General features: G+C 58.7%; 15 protein-coding genes. 8 read left to right on the top strand and 7 right to left on the bottom strand.

What is annotated here, in order from left to right; all coding sequences use genetic code 11:
• The 6 genes from ACXIUA_RS05545 to ACXIUA_RS05520 all read left to right on the top strand — a co-directional run bounded on the left by ACXIUA_RS05545 (position 1) and on the right by ACXIUA_RS05520 (position 8271).
• The gene (locus tag ACXIUA_RS05545) at positions 1-843 is read left to right on the top strand and encodes an ABC transporter ATP-binding protein (protein ID WP_070362604.1); all 843 of its coding nucleotides are present in this window, start codon (positions 1-3) and stop codon (positions 841-843) included.
• A 24-nt stretch (positions 844-867) separates the two neighbouring features.
• Entirely contained in the window at positions 868-1725 is an 858-nt protein-coding gene (locus ACXIUA_RS05540) for an NUDIX hydrolase (protein ID WP_070362603.1), read from the top strand.
• The gene (locus ACXIUA_RS05535) at positions 1722-2876 is read left to right on the top strand and encodes a THUMP-like domain-containing protein (protein ID WP_070362602.1); all 1155 of its coding nucleotides are present in this window, start codon (positions 1722-1724) and stop codon (positions 2874-2876) included. Before ACXIUA_RS05540 ends, ACXIUA_RS05535 begins: the two co-directional genes overlap by 4 nt.
• A gap of 5 nt (positions 2877-2881) precedes the next feature.
• Positions 2882-4006, top strand: a complete 1125-nt coding sequence (locus ACXIUA_RS05530; RefSeq protein ID WP_070363537.1) for a cysteine desulfurase family protein — start codon at positions 2882-2884, stop codon at positions 4004-4006.
• Between the two features lie 633 nt (positions 4007-4639).
• The gene (locus ACXIUA_RS05525; protein WP_457976335.1) at positions 4640-6904 is read left to right on the top strand and encodes a hypothetical protein; all 2265 of its coding nucleotides are present in this window, start codon (positions 4640-4642) and stop codon (positions 6902-6904) included.
• 305 nt (positions 6905-7209) lie between these two features.
• Positions 7210-8271 (top strand): glycoside hydrolase family 25 protein, encoded by a 1062-nt coding sequence (locus ACXIUA_RS05520; protein WP_070479191.1) that lies wholly within the window; start codon positions 7210-7212, stop codon positions 8269-8271.
• On the opposite strand, the gene ACXIUA_RS05515 is transcribed toward ACXIUA_RS05520, so the two are convergent.
• The 6 genes from ACXIUA_RS05515 to ACXIUA_RS05490 all read right to left on the bottom strand — a co-directional run bounded on the left by ACXIUA_RS05515 (position 8268) and on the right by ACXIUA_RS05490 (position 13481).
• Entirely contained in the window at positions 8268-9077 is an 810-nt protein-coding gene (locus ACXIUA_RS05515) for a spermidine synthase (protein WP_457976334.1), read from the bottom strand. The genes ACXIUA_RS05520 and ACXIUA_RS05515 overlap by 4 nt on opposite strands.
• A gap of 16 nt (positions 9078-9093) precedes the next feature.
• The gene (locus ACXIUA_RS05510; RefSeq protein ID WP_457976333.1) at positions 9094-9843 is read right to left on the bottom strand and encodes an ABC transporter permease; all 750 of its coding nucleotides are present in this window, start codon (positions 9841-9843) and stop codon (positions 9094-9096) included.
• A gap of 2 nt (positions 9844-9845) precedes the next feature.
• Positions 9846-10592 carry an ABC transporter permease gene (locus tag ACXIUA_RS05505; RefSeq protein WP_457976331.1) on the bottom strand — a complete coding sequence of 249 codons (747 nt, stop codon included), beginning with the start codon at positions 10590-10592 and terminating at the stop codon, positions 9846-9848.
• The gene (locus tag ACXIUA_RS05500; protein ID WP_457976330.1) at positions 10589-11503 is read right to left on the bottom strand and encodes an ABC transporter ATP-binding protein; all 915 of its coding nucleotides are present in this window, start codon (positions 11501-11503) and stop codon (positions 10589-10591) included. Before ACXIUA_RS05500 ends, ACXIUA_RS05505 begins: the two co-directional genes overlap by 4 nt.
• A 95-nt stretch (positions 11504-11598) precedes the next feature.
• Complete coding sequence (locus ACXIUA_RS05495; protein ID WP_457976329.1) at positions 11599-12303, bottom strand: response regulator; 705 nt, start codon at positions 12301-12303, stop codon at positions 11599-11601.
• Complete coding sequence (locus tag ACXIUA_RS05490) at positions 12300-13481, bottom strand: ATP-binding protein (protein ID WP_457976328.1); 1182 nt, start codon at positions 13479-13481, stop codon at positions 12300-12302. Before ACXIUA_RS05490 ends, ACXIUA_RS05495 begins: the two co-directional genes overlap by 4 nt.
• 100 nt (positions 13482-13581) lie before the next feature.
• On the opposite strand from ACXIUA_RS05490, the gene mnmA reads away from it, so the two are divergent.
• Both mnmA and ACXIUA_RS05480 read left to right on the top strand, forming a co-directional pair.
• Positions 13582-14673, top strand: a complete 1092-nt coding sequence (gene mnmA, locus ACXIUA_RS05485) for a tRNA 2-thiouridine(34) synthase MnmA (protein WP_457976327.1) — start codon at positions 13582-13584, stop codon at positions 14671-14673.
• A complete protein-coding gene (locus ACXIUA_RS05480) occupies positions 14670-15515 on the top strand; it encodes a methionine synthase (protein ID WP_457976326.1) in 846 nt (281 codons plus the stop codon). Before mnmA ends, ACXIUA_RS05480 begins: the two co-directional genes overlap by 4 nt.
• Here the strand turns inward: ACXIUA_RS05480 and ACXIUA_RS05475 are convergent.
• Entirely contained in the window at positions 15512-16195 is a 684-nt protein-coding gene (locus ACXIUA_RS05475; RefSeq protein WP_457976325.1) for an exonuclease domain-containing protein, read from the bottom strand. The two genes, ACXIUA_RS05480 and ACXIUA_RS05475, sit on opposite strands and share 4 nt — an antisense overlap.

Genomic DNA, 16195 nt, shown 5'->3' with positions numbered 1-16195 from the left:
ATGGTAGCCGTGAACGAACCAACCACTGATCCAGATCTGCTTATCGACTTCCGAGGAGTCGAGTTTATTCGCGGAGGCAACACGCTTGTTGGCCCTATCGACTGGCAGGTGGAGCTCGACGAACGTTGGGTCATCGTCGGCCCAAATGGCGCCGGCAAGACCACACTGATCCGAATGGCGGCTGCCCAAGAGTTCCCATCGCGCGGCGTCGCATTCGTACTCGGAGAGCGCATCGGTAAAACAGATATGCGTGACCTTCGCGCGGCAATCGGATTGACGTCCTCAGCGATTGCTTCGATGATTCCGCCAAGTGAAAAAGTTGGCGACGTCGTCGTCTCCGCAGGCTACGCGGTCGTCGGGCGTTGGCGCGAGCAGTACGAGGACGTCGACTACGAGCAAGCACTCGAAGTCCTGGAACAGGTCGGGGCTATGCACCTTATCGACCGCACGTGGGGAACGCTCTCAGATGGAGAAAAGAAGCGCGTCCTCATCGCCCGCGCGGTCATGATCGACCCAGAACTGCTCATCATGGACGAACCGGCGGCAGGTATGGATCTCGGCGGACGCGAGGACCTCATCGCATACCTCGGCGACCTCGCACTCGACCCCGATGCGCCAGCTATGGTGATGATCACCCACCATCTGGAAGAAATCCCATATGGTTTTACACATGCCTTGCTGCTCGACGAAGGAACAGTGATCGCCCAAGGTCTTATCGAAGACGTATTGACCAGTGAAAACGTCTCTAAGGCGTATCATCAGCCAATCGAAGTGCAGCACGACGACGGCCGGTTCTATGCACGCCGTGCACGAAGCGCACGAAGTGGTGCGCACCGCGCATAACACCACGCGAGGAGGTGGAGCACCGTGTACCGCAAAACCGGCGCATTTTCTGTCGACGCAACAGACGCCGTCGACGCAACGGAAACCAGTGGGTTCAACGGGTCACGCCTGTCTGCCACCGTCATCCTTATCCGCGACACTCCCGACGGAATCAAGGTGTGGATGCAAGAACGAGTCATGAGCATGAAAAACTACCCAGGCATGACAGTTTTTCCCGGAGGTGGCGTCGATAGTCGCGACTTCCCACCCCGCGCCTGGAATGACGGCGACCTGTGGATTGGCAAGTCGGCAGTCTCTGTTGCACGAAGGCTCGGCGTCACCAAATACAAGGCACATGCCCTGCTGTTTGCCGCTGTTCGCGAATTGTTCGAAGAAACCGGAACACTGCTCGCCGTTGACGACGAAGGAACCCTACTCGGCGACGCACGTCCTTTCCACGACCAACGGCTCAAACTCGTCTCGCACGAGATCTCGCTTACGGACATGCTGCAGGCCAATGAACTCAACGTCTGCAGCGACCTCCTCATCCCATTTGCACGCTGGGTAGGTTGCTCGCACCGAGGTAACTGGTTCGACACCTTCAGCTTCCTCGCAAAAGCACCCATCGGACAAGAACCAGACGCGGAAACCGGCGAGGCAGACGACGCAAACTGGTTCTCCCCGAAGCTACTCATGGAAGGATGGCGCGCCGGGCTCGTTCGCTTCGTGCCATCAACATGGGGGCAACTCCAACAGCTGTGCTCCTGCGACACCTTCGAGGATGCGGTCAAACTTGCACGCAACGCCGACATGCGCCCGATCATCGGAGACCCCGCCGATGATCCGCGCTACCACGAGTTTTTCCACCAGCACCCGACAGATAGGATCGGGACGCCCAAATGAGTTTTACTTTGGACGAGGTTGGGTTCCTACGGGACAACCTGCAAAAGATTCTGGCGCTTGGACCGGACCTCGAACTCATTCCAAGTACGCTAATTCGCGACAGAGCCGTACTGGAAAAGGAATTCGGCGATCATGCCCGTGTCGTTTCGGAGTTACTCGCTGCGCAGCGCAGCGCCCGTGGGAAGATGCCCGAACATTGGCTTACCGATAGCGACGCCGCGCAACAAGCAACGCCACAGCTCGTTGCCGAATACAGAGCGCAGCTGATCAAGGATTTCGGAGCAGCCACGGTCCACGACGTGACCTGTTCAGTGGGAAGCGAAGGGGCGTCGATAAGAAAACAACAGCTCTCTTGGATAGGCTCCGATCTCGATCGCGTACGGCTTGCGATGGCTCAAGCAAACCTTGCCGACGCCAACGTGCTCCTCTGCCAAGCCGATGCACTGCAACCCATTAGCCGCGCCGATGTCATCGTGGCTGACCCAGCACGACGCGCCAACGGCCGACGAATCACCGACCCAGCAAAACTCCTACCACCCCTGCCAGACCTCGTGGAAGCACATCGTGGCAGAGAACTCGCAGTAAAGTGTGCACCCGGAATCGACTACAGCGAGTGGAGCGGGCTCGTCAGCGTCGTCTCTCTCGATGGCGGCGTCAAAGAAACCTGCCTGTACACAGAAGGTTTCGGATCCGGCATTCGCGAAGCGGTGGTGCTGCGCGCGGACGGTTCGCGAGAGATAGTGAGGTCGGACGAGCCTGACGACACCACTGTCGCCGAACCAGGTACTTGGATGATCGAGCCCGACGGAGCGATCATCCGCGCCGGGCTAGTTCGCCACTGGGCGCACCGGCACAGCTTGTGGATGGTGGACCCGCACATTGCATTTCTTACGGGTGATGAGCTTCCCGCAGCAACGAGTGGCTTCCGTTTCTTAGAGGCTGTGCCGTTCAAGCGTCTTAAGGCAGCACTGGCCAACTATCAAGCGGGGGCGCTTGAGATCCTCGTACGCGGGGTAGACGTCAACCCGGACCAGCTTCGGAAGAAGATGAAGCTGAAAGGGCACCGACAGATGGCGGTACTTATTGCGCGAACAGGCAACAGCCCGACTGCATACATTTGCGAGGCAAGGGAGCATCAGCGCGTAGGGTAGTGCGCATGAAGTATCTCGATCACGCTGCAACTACTCCGATGCGTCAGGTAGCAATCGATGCCTGGGTTGAACACGCAGGTGCGTTGAATCCCGGTGCGCAACACGCAGCGGGACGCCAAGCCAACGCGGTGCTTGCCGATGCAAGAGAACAAGTCGCGGAGTTGCTTGGCGCGGACCCGGTTGAAGTGATTTTCACAGGCTCGGGCACCGAGGCAGACAACATCGCGGTCCGCGGTCTCTACGAAGCCATGCGTGGCAAGCAAGGGGACCGGGTGGTGTGTTCACCGGTTGAGCACTCGGCAGTGCTCGAGACTGTCAAGGCACTAGGAGCACAGCACGTGGATTGGCTCCCGGTAGGCGACGACGGCCACCTGTCGGACCTCGAGGCGCTTGACACTCCGGCAGCTGTGGCCGCAGTGATGTGGGCAAACAATGAGACTGGCGCACTCCAGCCAGTGAAGGAGGTTGTTCGCAGAGCTGCGCTTCAGAACACTCCTGTTCATGTGGATGCTGTGCAGGCCGTTGGAAAGGTCCCCGTTCACTTCCACGACCTCGGTGCTACCACATTGGCAGCGAGCGCACATAAGTTTGGTGGGCCACGCGGAACCGGCCTACTGCTAGCGAAACGCTCGCCGGCGCCGACCGCATCGATTCACGGTGGCGGCCAGGAACGTGGACTGCGACCAGGGACGGTAGACGTGGCCTCTGCCGCTGCAACAGCTGTAGCACTGGCGGAAGCATGCTCTGAGATGGATCGTGAACGCGAACGCGTGAAGGAACTTCGCGATGCACTCGTGGCAGGTGTACAGCGTGAGGTCCCGGACGTGGTGGTAACAACCCAGGAGCCAGCTGTGGAGGGGCATGCCCACTTCATGTTCCGCGGTGCCCACGGGGACGCGATGCTGATGCTGCTCGACTCGTTGGGCATCGCTGTATCAACTGGGTCTACATGCGCAAGTGGTGTGACCCGAATGAGTCATGTGCTTGAGGCGATGGGCGTGGAGGAAGCGCTCGGCTTGGGCGCGCTACGAATTTCGCTGGGGCGAACGAACACACGTGAGGACGTCGACTACTTTGTCCAGAACATCGCTGATGTAGTTGCGAAGGCGCGAGCGGCGGGGAACATGTAGATCTCACGCGATAGTGGGCGAGTTAACGTCGATGTGTTGGCGTTGGTTGCCGGGCCCGAACCAGTACAAGCATCATGCTGGTTCGGGCCTTTCATACTTTCGACCCAACCCAACGGGGGTAAAACACGGGGGTACCAATTGTTCAACGATCGCGAAAAGGTCTGCCTAACGCATTCATAGGGCCTGAGTTTGGCTACACCAGACCACGAAAGGTTTTTAGTATAAAAAGGTTGTGCATTAATAGTATCGGCGACACGTGTCGAATGACACATGTCGTGCCTGGTAATCCCGATTTGTTAAGTATTCTCTTACCTACTGTTGCACTAGAGCGCATAATATACGGGTGGGTTGATTGTTGAACACCCATCGACAGGTGTCGGTGGGTTTGTTGAACATGTTGGGTTTGCTGCGATGGTTTCTGAGTGTTTTTTAAGCTATGTGTGCAGGTTGTAGGGCTGGATGTGTTGAACAATCCGGGTTTTGTAGGCGTGTTTTTGCCTGTTTGGTTGGGGCGTTGTGGGCTGATTAGCCATGTATAGTTCGGGTGCATAAACTTGGGGTCAGAACAACGAAGGGTTTCATGTTCCACCGCTTGGGTGGTGCGTGATGGAAGGTATAAGGATTGTGACAACGATGATGAACAGCATTGCGCGGAAGGTATGCGTAGCAGCGTGTGTGTTGGCCGTTGCGGCTAATGGTGCACAGGTTGCTCACGCGGAGATGGCTGTTGCTGACTCGTCGGTCACAGTGACCGCTGACGGGCCGGGTGCGGTCTTTCACAACTCGGTAACACAGCCGGGGCGTATTTCGACGTTGAAGTTTACGGATGCCCGCTCCATTGCAGGCAGCCAGGAGTCCTCACTGTACGTGGACCTGCGTGCCGATGGTGCGTTGGTGGATTTAGAGTCTGGCCTTGACGTGGATACCTACCGCGATGGTAACACCCAGGTGGTCATCTACCGCGGTGAAGACCAGGACGCTGGTGTGTCGGTCGAGCGTGAATACCGCTTTGATGGCAACCGTGTCGATGTCATTGTGCGGGTGACCAACAACAAGGATGCTTCAGCGTTTGTGCAGGCGGATCTGACGAATCAGATTAACTCCCAGGTTGGCCTTTCCGGCTCCTACGATGATGGGAAGTTTGTTGTTGCCCCGGCCCAGCTTGGCTATGAGACTGCGGTGGCCTTTGATGATGCGACCTCGTCTGGTGTAGCCGATGCGTTCCAGCGCACCACGGCTGCCGGTGAGGTTGGGTTTGTGGATCCAGCAGGGGCCAGCTTCCAGCGTGGTCGTTGGTTTGAGCGCATTGATGCTGGTGCAACGTTGACTGCTGCCATGCACATGGAGGTCACAACCCAGGACAGTGCTGTTGATTCTGATGGTGACGGTCTGCCGGATATGTGGGAACGCGAAGGCGTCACCTTAAGCGACGGTACCGTCATGCCGCTTGATCAGTGGGGTGCTGATCCTGAGCGACCGGATTTGTTCCTGCAGCTTAATTGGATGAACTCGCAGTGGCAGCAGGCTGGCTGCGACACACCTGGTGCGGATGCTGCCATGTGTGCGCAGATGTCGGTGGCAAGCTACCGCCCACACCGCGATATTTTGCAGCAACTGGTGGATCGCTTCGACCAGTACGGGGTCAACCTGCACATCGATGCCGGTGATACCTACACCAACATTGCAAACTATCCGACGCGTCATGGTGGGCAGACTGAGCCGTATGCCCCGTACTACTTTGAGGGCACCATCCCGGGTATGAAGCTGGTCGATAATATCGATACCATTTTGGGTGCGCGTGCGGCAGTCTTCCGGGTTGGTGTCATTGGTGATCAGATGCAGCGTGGCCACTGGGGTACCGGCTTGGCTTTGGTTGCGGATAACTCGTTTTATGTTGCCAAGCATGAGCGTATGCGCACCGATGAGCAGTTGCGTAACACGATCATGCACGAGCTGGGCCACACCTTGGGGTTGAATCATAATGGTTCGATGAAGTTCGCCAACGAGGTCCCGCAGTCGGATTACCTGCCGAACTACTACTCGGTGATGAACTACCTCTACCAGTTCACCCACTTTAACTACTCGGATGAAGAATCCGTCTCTGGTGGCCCACTGCCAGAGGTATGCAACCAGCCAGGCATGGACTGCTACAAAGGTGACTACCGTGTGCCAGCCGACTGGGACAACCTGATGATCAACACCGGCAAGATCGGCAAGGATTACAACTCCACCATCGGTGCCGCCGATGTGAAGGTTGATGGTAAAGCGCTTGCCGCGCAGCAGGAAGCGATGCAGGCGGCAGAAGATGCGCAGGGTTCTGTCAAGGTTGCTGTTGCAGGTTCCCCTGAGCTTCACCGTGGTGAGAATACGGTGAGCTTGAAGGTTGCAAATCCTGGGTTGGATGCGGCCCGGATGCGTGTTGAGGTTGTCTACCCGTCGGGGAAGGCTGAGCAGACTGTGACGGTTGCAGGCCAAGGCGAGGCGACGGTTGCGCTGCCAATCAGTGTTGGTGTGGTTAAGACGTCGTCGTTGCCGTTGGATGTGCGTGTGGTCAATGAGGATGGCTCCCAAGCCTTTGCTGGCCGGTTTGATGTTGCCGCGGTCATGGATGCGGATGTTGATGGTGATGCGATGGCTGGTGCGCCTCGTAAACCGCAGCAGAATACACAGACTGCCCCGACGACGGCGAAGGCTGGTAAGCATGAGTCCTCGCAGTTGACGACGGCGCAGCGTCCAGCGACGAGTGTGCAGGATGATCGTCAGGATGCGGCAAGCAAGGATCGTATCCAGGCGGAGGGTGAGACGAATATTGCGGCGATTGTTGCTCCGATTGTGGTGCTGCTGCTGTTAATTGGTGGTGGTGTTGCCGCTGCGATGGCTGGTGGTCTGCACTTCTAGCTAGTTGTTCTGTGGGGCCTGTGGTGCCGGGAGTGTTCCCGGTGCCGAGGGCCCCGTTTTTCTATTGTGTGTCGGGCTGGGGTGTGGGATTGTTCCCCGGCAGCACGAACTATTTTCGAGTGGCATGAGGGGGTGCACCAGAATCCGGGTTTTGCCGCCCGTCGTGACGAGAACTTGCTGGTCGTGTCTGCATGCGGTGGGAATGTGGTGCCCAGCCAACGCACAGGCAGATAGTACTGAAGCGTCTGATGATTTGTGTGTGTCGCGTGTGAATAGTGTGACTGGTGTGCGCTAGAGTGTCGCGTATGTATGTAGCCCCTAGACTTCGCTCTGCAACCGCGGCTTTTGTAGCCGCGACGCTTGCCCTTGCGCTTACTGTTTTTGCACCTCAATCGTTGAGCTCCCACGCGGATGCTCAATCGATCCCTGGTCTGATCTCTGGCGTTGATGTGGCTGATCACCAGCGCCCTGGTGGTGCGCCAATCAACTGGAAGATGGCTGGAACGGTCGGTGGGCAGCACTTTGCGTTCGTCAAGGCGACTGAGGGAACGACGTACAAGAACTCGTTTTACGAAGAGGATGTCAAAGCTGCTGCAGATGCAGGTTTGAAGGTCGGTGCATATCACTATGCGCGACCGGGGATGGACCCTATTGCGCAGGCTCGCCACTTCGCAAACGTCATTAACGCTGGCCCTGCGCAGCAGCTGCCACCAGTTCTTGACCTTGAGGTCGATGAGGGGCTTGGTCCAACACAGCTCGCGGCGTGGACGCAGATCTTCCTCACTGAGTTGGAGCGTGCATCGGGCAAGCGGCCGATGCTCTATACCTACCGTTATTTCTGGTACGAGCGGATGAACAACACCAACGCGTTTACTAGCTACCCGCTGTGGCTTGCCGCATACCAGAACCAGCCGCCACGTCCGGTCGGTGGCTGGGACAAGTTGACGTTCTGGCAGCGCAGCGACTCCGGCCGGGTCGCTGGTATTCCGGCGACTGTCGATATGAACTTGTTTAACGGCACCGGTGCACAGTTCGGCGGTTTCGCCGCTGGCAATCTCGGTTCCGCAGGTGGCGTCCTTGAGACGTTCCAGGTGCCGGACTCCGATCAGCTTGAGGTTCTGGAACAGAACAGCACGGCGCTGGTCGTCGCAATCCTCGCGTTGGCCGCCGGTGCCCTGGGTGCATCACAGGTTGCGTCGGAGGCTGCGAAATTCGGCTTCGATATTAAGGACGCGAACAACATCGCTGGCCTTGTCCAGCGCCTGGCTTCTCAGGGCGAACTGCCCGTGGATGACCTGCGTAACATGATGATTGGTGATTACCAGGTTGGTGACCTGCTGATCCTGTTGGATAACGCTGCGCACTAGACGTCGGTAGGCGCGTCGTAGCGAGGGCTCGTAGCAAGGCTACGGGCCCATTTCTCATTTTTGAACTGTGCAGGCACGGCGCCTTTGAGCAGCTCGCGATTCAACGAAGGGCTCGCCTCGATTGGGGTGTTTGCGCCGATAAGGACGATGTTGCCGTAGCGACGACCTTTCAGCATGGGTGGGTCCGCGATTGCGGCAACATGAGGCCAGACCTCGAGCATGCCAGCCAGTTCTTCCTTCGCTTCTTTGAGATCTGCGTGGCTGCCACAGTTTGCCACGTACATTCCTGACGGGCTCAGTGATTTCCGCGCCTGCTCGAAGAATTCCACTGTGGTCAGGTTGCGGGGCGTGACCGCCGAGGAGAAGACATCCCGGATGATGATGTCGCGCGTGTTTGGCTTGAAGCTGTCTGTGACTTCGCGGGCGTCGCCTACTCGTATTTTTACGATTGGTGAGCGGGGGATATCGAAAAGTTCGCGGGCGAGTTCGGCAAGAGACATGTCGATTTCCACGACGGTATTGCGTGAGCCTTTCCACTTGGACGCGAAGTAGCGGGGCAGTGTGCAGGCTGCCCCGCCCAAGTGCGTCAGGCGTGGTTTGGGCCAGCGGGGGGCGTCGACAGGCTGTTGATCGTTGAGAAAGTCAGCGATCCACCGCATGTATTCGAAATCCAGTCTTTCGGGGTCGCCGGGGACGATGTGGGAGCTGGGTACCCCGTTAACGAGGAGAACCATGGAGCCGTCCGGCTCGTGGAGCACCTCCGCGACGCCGGTATCGATTTCGTGGAATTCACTCTTTGCTGCCATGGACAGTGAGAGTACCTTACGCCTTCACGTCGACACGGCGCAGGTACACGACGGATGCAAGCCACGCGGCGGCAGTAAGCAACAGGGTGCTTGCGATGACCCGGCAAATCGCACCCCACTCGAGTGCACCCGAGCCAGCGACCGCGGTACCACCCATCCACAACGTCGTGGATACACCGACAGGTGGAAGGAAAAACTGTGCTGCCGTGGCCCCGGCAGCAATCGTGCCGAAAGCAGCGATGCTCAACAGCACCCCGATTGCGACCGGCATGGCGAAGTTGCGAATCACCATAGACGCAAAACTCTGCCACGCGGCAACCGCTACCGCAGGAATCACAGCGAGCAACGCAGGCGCGAGCAACGACAGCGGTGGTATGCCTGACAGGCCACTGATCCAACCGCCGATCATGCTGGTGAAGATGAAGATGCACTGCATAAGTGCCGTCATCGCGACGATTACACCAAGTTTTGCTGAAACTAGGCTTGCTGCTGACCTTGACGAGGTAAGCAGCGTGTTCCAATTTCCACCGCGGTGTTCCATGCGCCACGCTGCGGAAGCGAGAATCGAAATGCCCGCGACCATGAAGAGCAACCCGTAAAACAGCGTCGTTTGGGACCAATAGCTGGCCCACCCAGCATCTAGTGTCTCAGCGTTGGCGGCGTAGTTGCCAGCACCGAAAGCGACGGAGATGAGAGGAATAGCGATGGGAACTACGGCGACATGGGTGCGTCGAAGTTTAGAAAACTCGTTGGAAAGCATGTCCATGGTTAGATCTCCTTCCTGTTAAGCCACCGCGTGGCTGCCACAAACCCAGTCGCAAGCAGAACGATGTAGATGCACCATGCTGCCCATCCAGGCTGCGTAGGGACGACGCCTTCGTCCGTGAACGTGTAGGGAAGCAGTACAGCAAAGTAGCCAAAGGGGTTCATGACGGCGAGCCATGCAGGGGAGAGCATCGAGGCGATGCCGAAGAAACCTCCAACCACGCCGAGAGCGTGCACGCCGATTTGTGATTCAGCGAGCGCTGCGAGCAACAGCATGGCGCTTGCAATAGCCAGGCTGGTAATCATCGCCGCGGCGCCGTATACGGCCCAAGCTGTGGCAGTGCTTGTGCTCGGTAGTGGTGCTCCGAGCAGTACCGGTAGCGCGATACATACTCCGAACTCCAGCAGTTTGAGCACGACGACGAGGGGTGCCACTACTCGCAACTTACTGCGCAGCAGGGAGCCCTTTCGGACGCCAGCAACCGCGTTGAGCAGCCAGCCGCCACTAGCGTGCTCGCTATCTACTGCGCGACTCGCGACGAGTGCCATCTGCAGAGGGGTAAGGAAAGCGAGTGACATTGCAACCGCTACCAACTGACCAGACCATGCTGCGGCCGGTTCTGTCACGAAGGAGTCGATTTGTCCAGCAGCGAACAGATTCATAGAAGCGAACAACACGATGCCGAGGGACAGTGCCGCGCCCAGCCATATGATATGCGTGCGACGCAGTTTCAGAAGTTCGAGGTTCATGCGCTGAGTCCCTTGCGTCCCGTCATCCCGATAAAGATTTCCTCTAAGCTCCGGCGTTTGCGCAAGACCTGGTGGATCGGAACTCCACGATGCACAAGGTGTGCGCATACATCAGCCACGGCATCGTCGCTAAGTCCCGACAATTCCACGCCTCCGGAAACTATGCGCGGTTGCTTTTCTCGTAGAACCTTGGCGGCAGTGCTTGCATCTGAGGTTTGGACGTAGACATCGGGCAGGTGGGCGTCGAAAAGCTGCTGTTGCGAGCCTTGGAAGACGAGTTTGCCGTGGTTGATAATACTGAAGCTGGTGGCCATCTTTTCAATCTCAGACAGCAGGTGGCTGGAGACGAGGACTGTGCGCCCTTCATCACGCGCGAGGCTAATAATGAGTTCGCGGATTTCCTCGATACCCGCTGGGTCGAGGCCATTGGTCGGTTCGTCCAGGATGAGCAACTGAGGGTCGCGTACGAGTGCGAACGCGATGCCGAGGCGCTGCTTCATGCCGAGAGAATAGTGTTTGACCTGCTTATCCATGTGCTTCTCCAAGCGAACAAGTCGTACCGCTCGTGTTGCGTTTGCCGGATCGGCCTTGAATAGGCGTGTCACAATCTGCATGTTTTCCGCGCCGGTGAGGTGCGGGTATGCGGCTGGCGATTCGATGAGCGAACCGATGCTGGTGAGAACCTTGCCACGCGTCGCACGGGTCATCGGCCGCCCCAACACGGTAATTTCACCCGCGGTCGGGGTGACCAGGCCGAGCAGCATCTTCATCGTGGTTGATTTGCCGGAGCCGTTCGGGCCAAGCAACCCGTGTACGGCGCCCTGGGGAACTTCAAGGGCAAGCTTGTCGACGACAGTATGCGAACCGTACGTCTTGGTCAGACCCCGTGTAGTAATGATTGGTGAGTTCATAGTGTCTACTATTCGCAGGCTTTGCCACGAAAACATCGGAGCCGGGTACGATCTTCCGCGTCATACTGGGGGATGATCGAGGGGGATGATGATGCCTATTCGTCGAGCAGGTCAGACCGGCTGACAAGGCCCGTGCGGTACGCGAACAGCGCAGCGTGTACGCGGTCGCGCGACTGTGTCTTGGACAAGATGCGCCCAACATGTGTCTTCACTGTCGGCATGGAGATGAACATACGGTCAGAAATCTCTGAGTTTGACCAGCCACGACCAATTGCGATGAGCACCTCGCGCTCGCGAGCGGTGAGTTCGCCAAGTGCCCTGCGATCGGAGCCCGAGAGCGAGGCATCGACGTCGGCGTGCGCGGTTAGGTGGGCGCGGTTGGAAAAGCGAGCAATGATCCGTTTGGTGGCGCGCGGGGAGACCACGGCGTCTCCGGCAGCGACGGTGCGGATGGCGTCGAGCAGTACTTCGGGTTGAGAGTCCTTGAGCAAGAAACCGCTCGCCCCGGCTTTCAGGGCGTTGACGACATAGTCTTCGTCGTCAAATGTGGTGAGGATGACCACCTTGACGTCTGGGAAACGCTTGGCGTATTCCGCTGTCGAAGTGATGCCGTCGAGGATAGGCATTTGCACGTCCATCAAGACTATGTCTACCGGGTGTGTTGCTTGCTGCTCGAGTGCCTCGGCTCCGTTCGAAGCAAGCCAAACTACTTGTAAATCCGTCTGGGAGTCGATCACTCGCCGGATACCGTGGAGGAAGAGGACCTGGTCGTCGACGATGCCTATGTGAATTGAGCTCATGCGCGCTCCATCGTGCCCGGGTGCTGGCTTCCGTCGGAATGTTGGTGAGCGTAAGGGATCTCCACTTGGGTGACCCACTCTATATGCCCGTTGCTGTTGGGAGCGGGTCCCGCCTGCACTTTCGCCCCAATCAGAGCGGCGCGCTCGCGCATCCCACGCAAGCCGTGGCCATGACTGCCGTTTGCCGCAGTGTCTGTGAACCTGTTGGTCACACGGATCACCACGTGCCTTTCACCCCATTCCACATTGAGCAAAGCAGTGCCGTCGCCGTGCTTTAGCGCGTTCGTAAGTGCTTCCTGCACTACGCGCCTCGCTGCGAGGGAAGTGGCAAGTGGCAGCTGCTCTGGAGGGGTGCCACGTACTGTGTATTTGATATCAAGCCCACCGAGTTGACTGGTGTGCACCAGCTCATCGAAATCAAGTGAAACTGGCGAGGGCTCGACTGACCGAGACTCGGGTGAGCGGAGGAGCGTGACCACTTCGCGCATTTGACCCAGTGACTTCCGCCCGACCTCTCCAATTACCCGGAGCGCTTCCTCACTGTCCCCGCCGTAGCGTCCGCCATCCGCCTGGGCAACGATCACGGTGAGCGAATGGGTGACAACATCGTGGATCTCGCGGGCGAGGAAGGCGCGTTGCTCAGACATGGCATGCTCGAGTTCGATCCGCTGCTGCTGCAGTGCTTGTTCGAGCTCCCGTACCGCGGCTTCTTCGGTTCGTCTGCGCAGCTCTCCGAAGAGCCCAGCTGCGACGAGCAGCGTGGCGCTCCACGCGAGGTAGGGGAGCTGCTGTACAAACGGCATGCTTCGTAGCACTGGTGAGACGAAGGAGAGCGCGACAAGGTCACCGACGACGAGCGTAGCGGCAGCGACGTCGCGGAGTACAGGGCGTACATTGCGTCGGATGACGTAGGCCGTGAACACTCCAACGACGATCACGGCGACGGTGAGCTCGGGACTGAACGCGTGCATGCCTAACAACGCAAATGCGGTCAGCACAGTCATCGTAGGCCACTGCCAGCGAGCAAACGGAGCGATAAGCGCCCACACAAGAAGTGGCACAACTCCCCACAAAGAACCGGGAGCGTTGAGAACGCCAGGCAATGCACCCACGCCGAGTGCAAGTGCGATGCCCGCGTCTCGCATACGGAACGGTGATTGAGAAGTCGTGGGTGGCATACTTTCAACCTAACCGACCTGTTCGGGGCAGTCGTCATGCCACGGTATGATTCGCCGGGCGCTTTCCTTCTCCTTCTCCTCGCGGGTACACTTCCGCCACATGCGAGTTTTAGTGGCGATGAGTGGAGGCGTGGACAGCTCGGTGGCCGCAGCACGCCTTGTCCAAGCTGGCCACGACGTTGTGGGAGTGCATCTGGCGCTCTCACAGGACCCGCAGGCCACCAGAGAGTCAGCGCGCGGATGTTGCTCCCTTGAGGATTCTGCAGATGCTCGCCGCGTATGTGACAAGCTCGGTATCCCGTTTTACGTGTGGGACTTCTCCGATCGCTTTAAGGCCGAGGTTATTGATAATTTCGTGTGGTCGTACGAACACGGTGAGACCCCGAATCCATGCCTGCGATGCAATGAGAAAATCAAGTTTGCAGCCTTGCTTGAACGTGCTGTCGCGCTTGGGTTCGACGCCATCGCGACAGGGCATTACGCGATTATCGACGATGACGGAAACCTACGGCGCTCTGTCGACCCGTTGAAGGATCAGTCGTATGTGTTGGGGGTGCTGACCCGCGACGAACTCGACAAGTGCATCTTCCCGATCGGCGACACGGAAAAGCCTCAGATCCGTGAGGAGGCGGCAGCATTCGGTTTTTCTACGGCGCAGAAGCCGGACTCCTACGACATCTGCTTCATCCCTGACGGCAACACCCAAGCGTTTTTGGGTAGATCGATTGGCATGCGTCCCGGGATTGTACGCGATCAGGACGGCACCGAGCTCAAAGAACACGACGGCGCATTCCAGTACACCATCGGGCAGCGCCGTGGACTTAACCTTCGCGTGCCCGCACAGGACGGAAAGCCGCGTTACGTCACGGATGTCGACGCCACCACGGGCACGGTTACTGTCGGTCCACGCGAGGCGCTCAAGGTATGGCAGATCGACGCCGATCGCTTGAAAGTACTGCACCCGGCGATGCAGGGAGAGTTTGCGGCCAACGTCCAGATCCGCGCGCACGGCGGGGTCGTGGCCTGCCGAGCGCGCGTTGAGGGCGACAGTATGCACCTCGAGCTCGAGACGCCCCTGGAAGGCGTCGCGCGGGGGCAGGCCGCTGTGTTGTACTTGCCTGATCCTGATGGCCTCGGCGATGTTGTCCTGGGGTCCGGTACGATCTGCGGGACTTCGAGCGTGCAACCATGACGGCCTTTGGACTTGGGGAGTTGCCAGGCACGGACCTAGTCGCTGCCGCGGACGTCGTACTTTCAGAGTCACCGTTGCCTCACCTCCCTCAGTTGCCGGAGCGTGGAATTGGCAGTGATCTGATTGGGCGAACGGCCGCGTTGCTCGATATTCCCATCGACCGTGGCCCGCGTGGGTGGCGCGTCGGCACCCAACATAGAGCGGTGCGCGACCAAATGGACCGCGACCTCGACGTGCTGGAGTCTCTGTGGGCAGGCAAGCTCGATAGGGTCAAAGTCCAGGTAGTCGGGCCTTGGACGCTTGCTGCCGAAATCGAGATGAGCAACGGCCACCGAATGATCACGGACACCGGCGCGCTGCGGGATGTAACCGAGGCGCTTGCACAGGCTATTGACGATCATCGAGAGGATGTGGAGCGTCGCTTAGCGCCGACGGTGCTGCAAATCGACGAACCCAGCCTTAGCGCAGTGATGCATGGCACCCTGCGCGGCGCAACCGACGCCGAGCGCATTTCAGCATACCCGGAACCCGAGGAACGGCTCGCGAGCTTCGGTGAGTACCTGCTGCACGCGCCCGTCATGATCGATGTGCCATGGCAGACCGTCGACCTTGCGACCTTGCAAACAACGGCTGAAAAAGATCATTTTGCACAATTGCTCGATCGAGGGAGCAGCTTCGCGCTCGCACCGATGCAGCCGCGTGACGTGTGGAACGTACTCGACGAACTCCAAACTGATCCTGATGCATGCAGCTTCGACGTGTGGGCTCGGCCCGCGGACACGTTGCTGCATGCCGCTGAAAACTATAGGGAAGCCGCCGAAATGGCGGAAGGGTTGCGCTAGCTCGCATCCCCGATCATCGGCCACGATGTGGTGAAATTGGAAACGTCACGGCCCTTTGACTCGAAGAACTCCCGCAACTCCGTTTGGAGCTTATAGTATTCGACCGCCTGAAACTCCATGAGATCATCCGTGTTCATTTGGGCGAGCTCAGGGTACGTTGAGCGCACTTGCTTCCATGCGAGGCGAGCCGCAGCTGTCGCGTCGGCCGTGGCGTCGTGCGCGTTGTCGAGCTTCACTCCGTACAGCTCACAGAGCGCGCCGAGGTTGCGCTTGCCTTTTCTGTATCGATCTTTCGCCCTGTCGATGACGAGGGGGTCGAACACGGGACCAGTTACTGTGAAATCGCCGGTGAGCTGACGAAGAACAGAAAGGTCGTACGGTGCGTTAAAGACGATGAGGGTAAGGCCGTCGTCCCACCCGCGCTTAATCATGTCGACTGTTTCTCGCAGGACCTCATCGTGCGGGCGGCCGTGCTCCCGCGCGTACTCCGTGGTGATGCCATGGACCGCGGCAGCCTCCGCGGGGATCTCAACTCCGGGATTGGCGAGGGCCTCGTGTGCGTTGGCCTGAGCGCCGTCGATGGTGACAAGCGCGGACGTCACAATGCGTGCAGTGCGCGGGTTGACAGAGGTTGTCTCGAGGTCGAAGGACATCATGCGGGATGCGTCGAAGAAAGCCAT

The organism is Corynebacterium sp. UMB8791 (assembly GCF_054166365.1).
Note: the sequence above shows the minus strand (reverse complement) of the source record. Positions and strands in the feature narration are given on the sequence as shown.

What these genes read in the sequence shown, in the direction of transcription:
- ACXIUA_RS05545 (WP_070362604.1), top strand. Translation starts at nt 1, where the DNA reads ATGGTAGCCGTGAACGAACCAACCACTGATCCAGATCTGCTTATCGAC.
- ACXIUA_RS05535 (WP_070362602.1), top strand. Translation starts at nt 1,722, where the DNA reads ATGAGTTTTACTTTGGACGAGGTTGGGTTCCTACGGGACAACCTGCAA.
- ACXIUA_RS05530 (WP_070363537.1), top strand. Translation starts at nt 2,882, where the DNA reads ATGAAGTATCTCGATCACGCTGCAACTACTCCGATGCGTCAGGTAGCA.
- ACXIUA_RS05525 (WP_457976335.1), top strand. Translation starts at nt 4,640, where the DNA reads ATGATGAACAGCATTGCGCGGAAGGTATGCGTAGCAGCGTGTGTGTTG.
- ACXIUA_RS05520 (WP_070479191.1), top strand. Translation starts at nt 7,210, where the DNA reads ATGTATGTAGCCCCTAGACTTCGCTCTGCAACCGCGGCTTTTGTAGCC.
- ACXIUA_RS05515 (WP_457976334.1), bottom strand. Translation starts at nt 9,077, where the DNA reads ATGGCAGCAAAGAGTGAATTCCACGAAATCGATACCGGCGTCGCGGAG.
- ACXIUA_RS05510 (WP_457976333.1), bottom strand. Translation starts at nt 9,843, where the DNA reads ATGGACATGCTTTCCAACGAGTTTTCTAAACTTCGACGCACCCATGTC.
- ACXIUA_RS05505 (WP_457976331.1), bottom strand. Translation starts at nt 10,592, where the DNA reads ATGAACCTCGAACTTCTGAAACTGCGTCGCACGCATATCATATGGCTG.
- ACXIUA_RS05500 (WP_457976330.1), bottom strand. Translation starts at nt 11,503, where the DNA reads ATGAACTCACCAATCATTACTACACGGGGTCTGACCAAGACGTACGGT.
- ACXIUA_RS05495 (WP_457976329.1), bottom strand. Translation starts at nt 12,303, where the DNA reads ATGAGCTCAATTCACATAGGCATCGTCGACGACCAGGTCCTCTTCCTC.
- ACXIUA_RS05490 (WP_457976328.1), bottom strand. Translation starts at nt 13,481, where the DNA reads ATGCCACCCACGACTTCTCAATCACCGTTCCGTATGCGAGACGCGGGC.
- mnmA (WP_457976327.1), top strand. Translation starts at nt 13,582, where the DNA reads ATGCGAGTTTTAGTGGCGATGAGTGGAGGCGTGGACAGCTCGGTGGCC.
- ACXIUA_RS05480 (WP_457976326.1), top strand. Translation starts at nt 14,670, where the DNA reads ATGACGGCCTTTGGACTTGGGGAGTTGCCAGGCACGGACCTAGTCGCT.
- ACXIUA_RS05475 (WP_457976325.1), bottom strand. Translation starts at nt 16,195, where the DNA reads ATGGCTTTCTTCGACGCATCCCGCATGATGTCCTTCGACCTCGAGACA.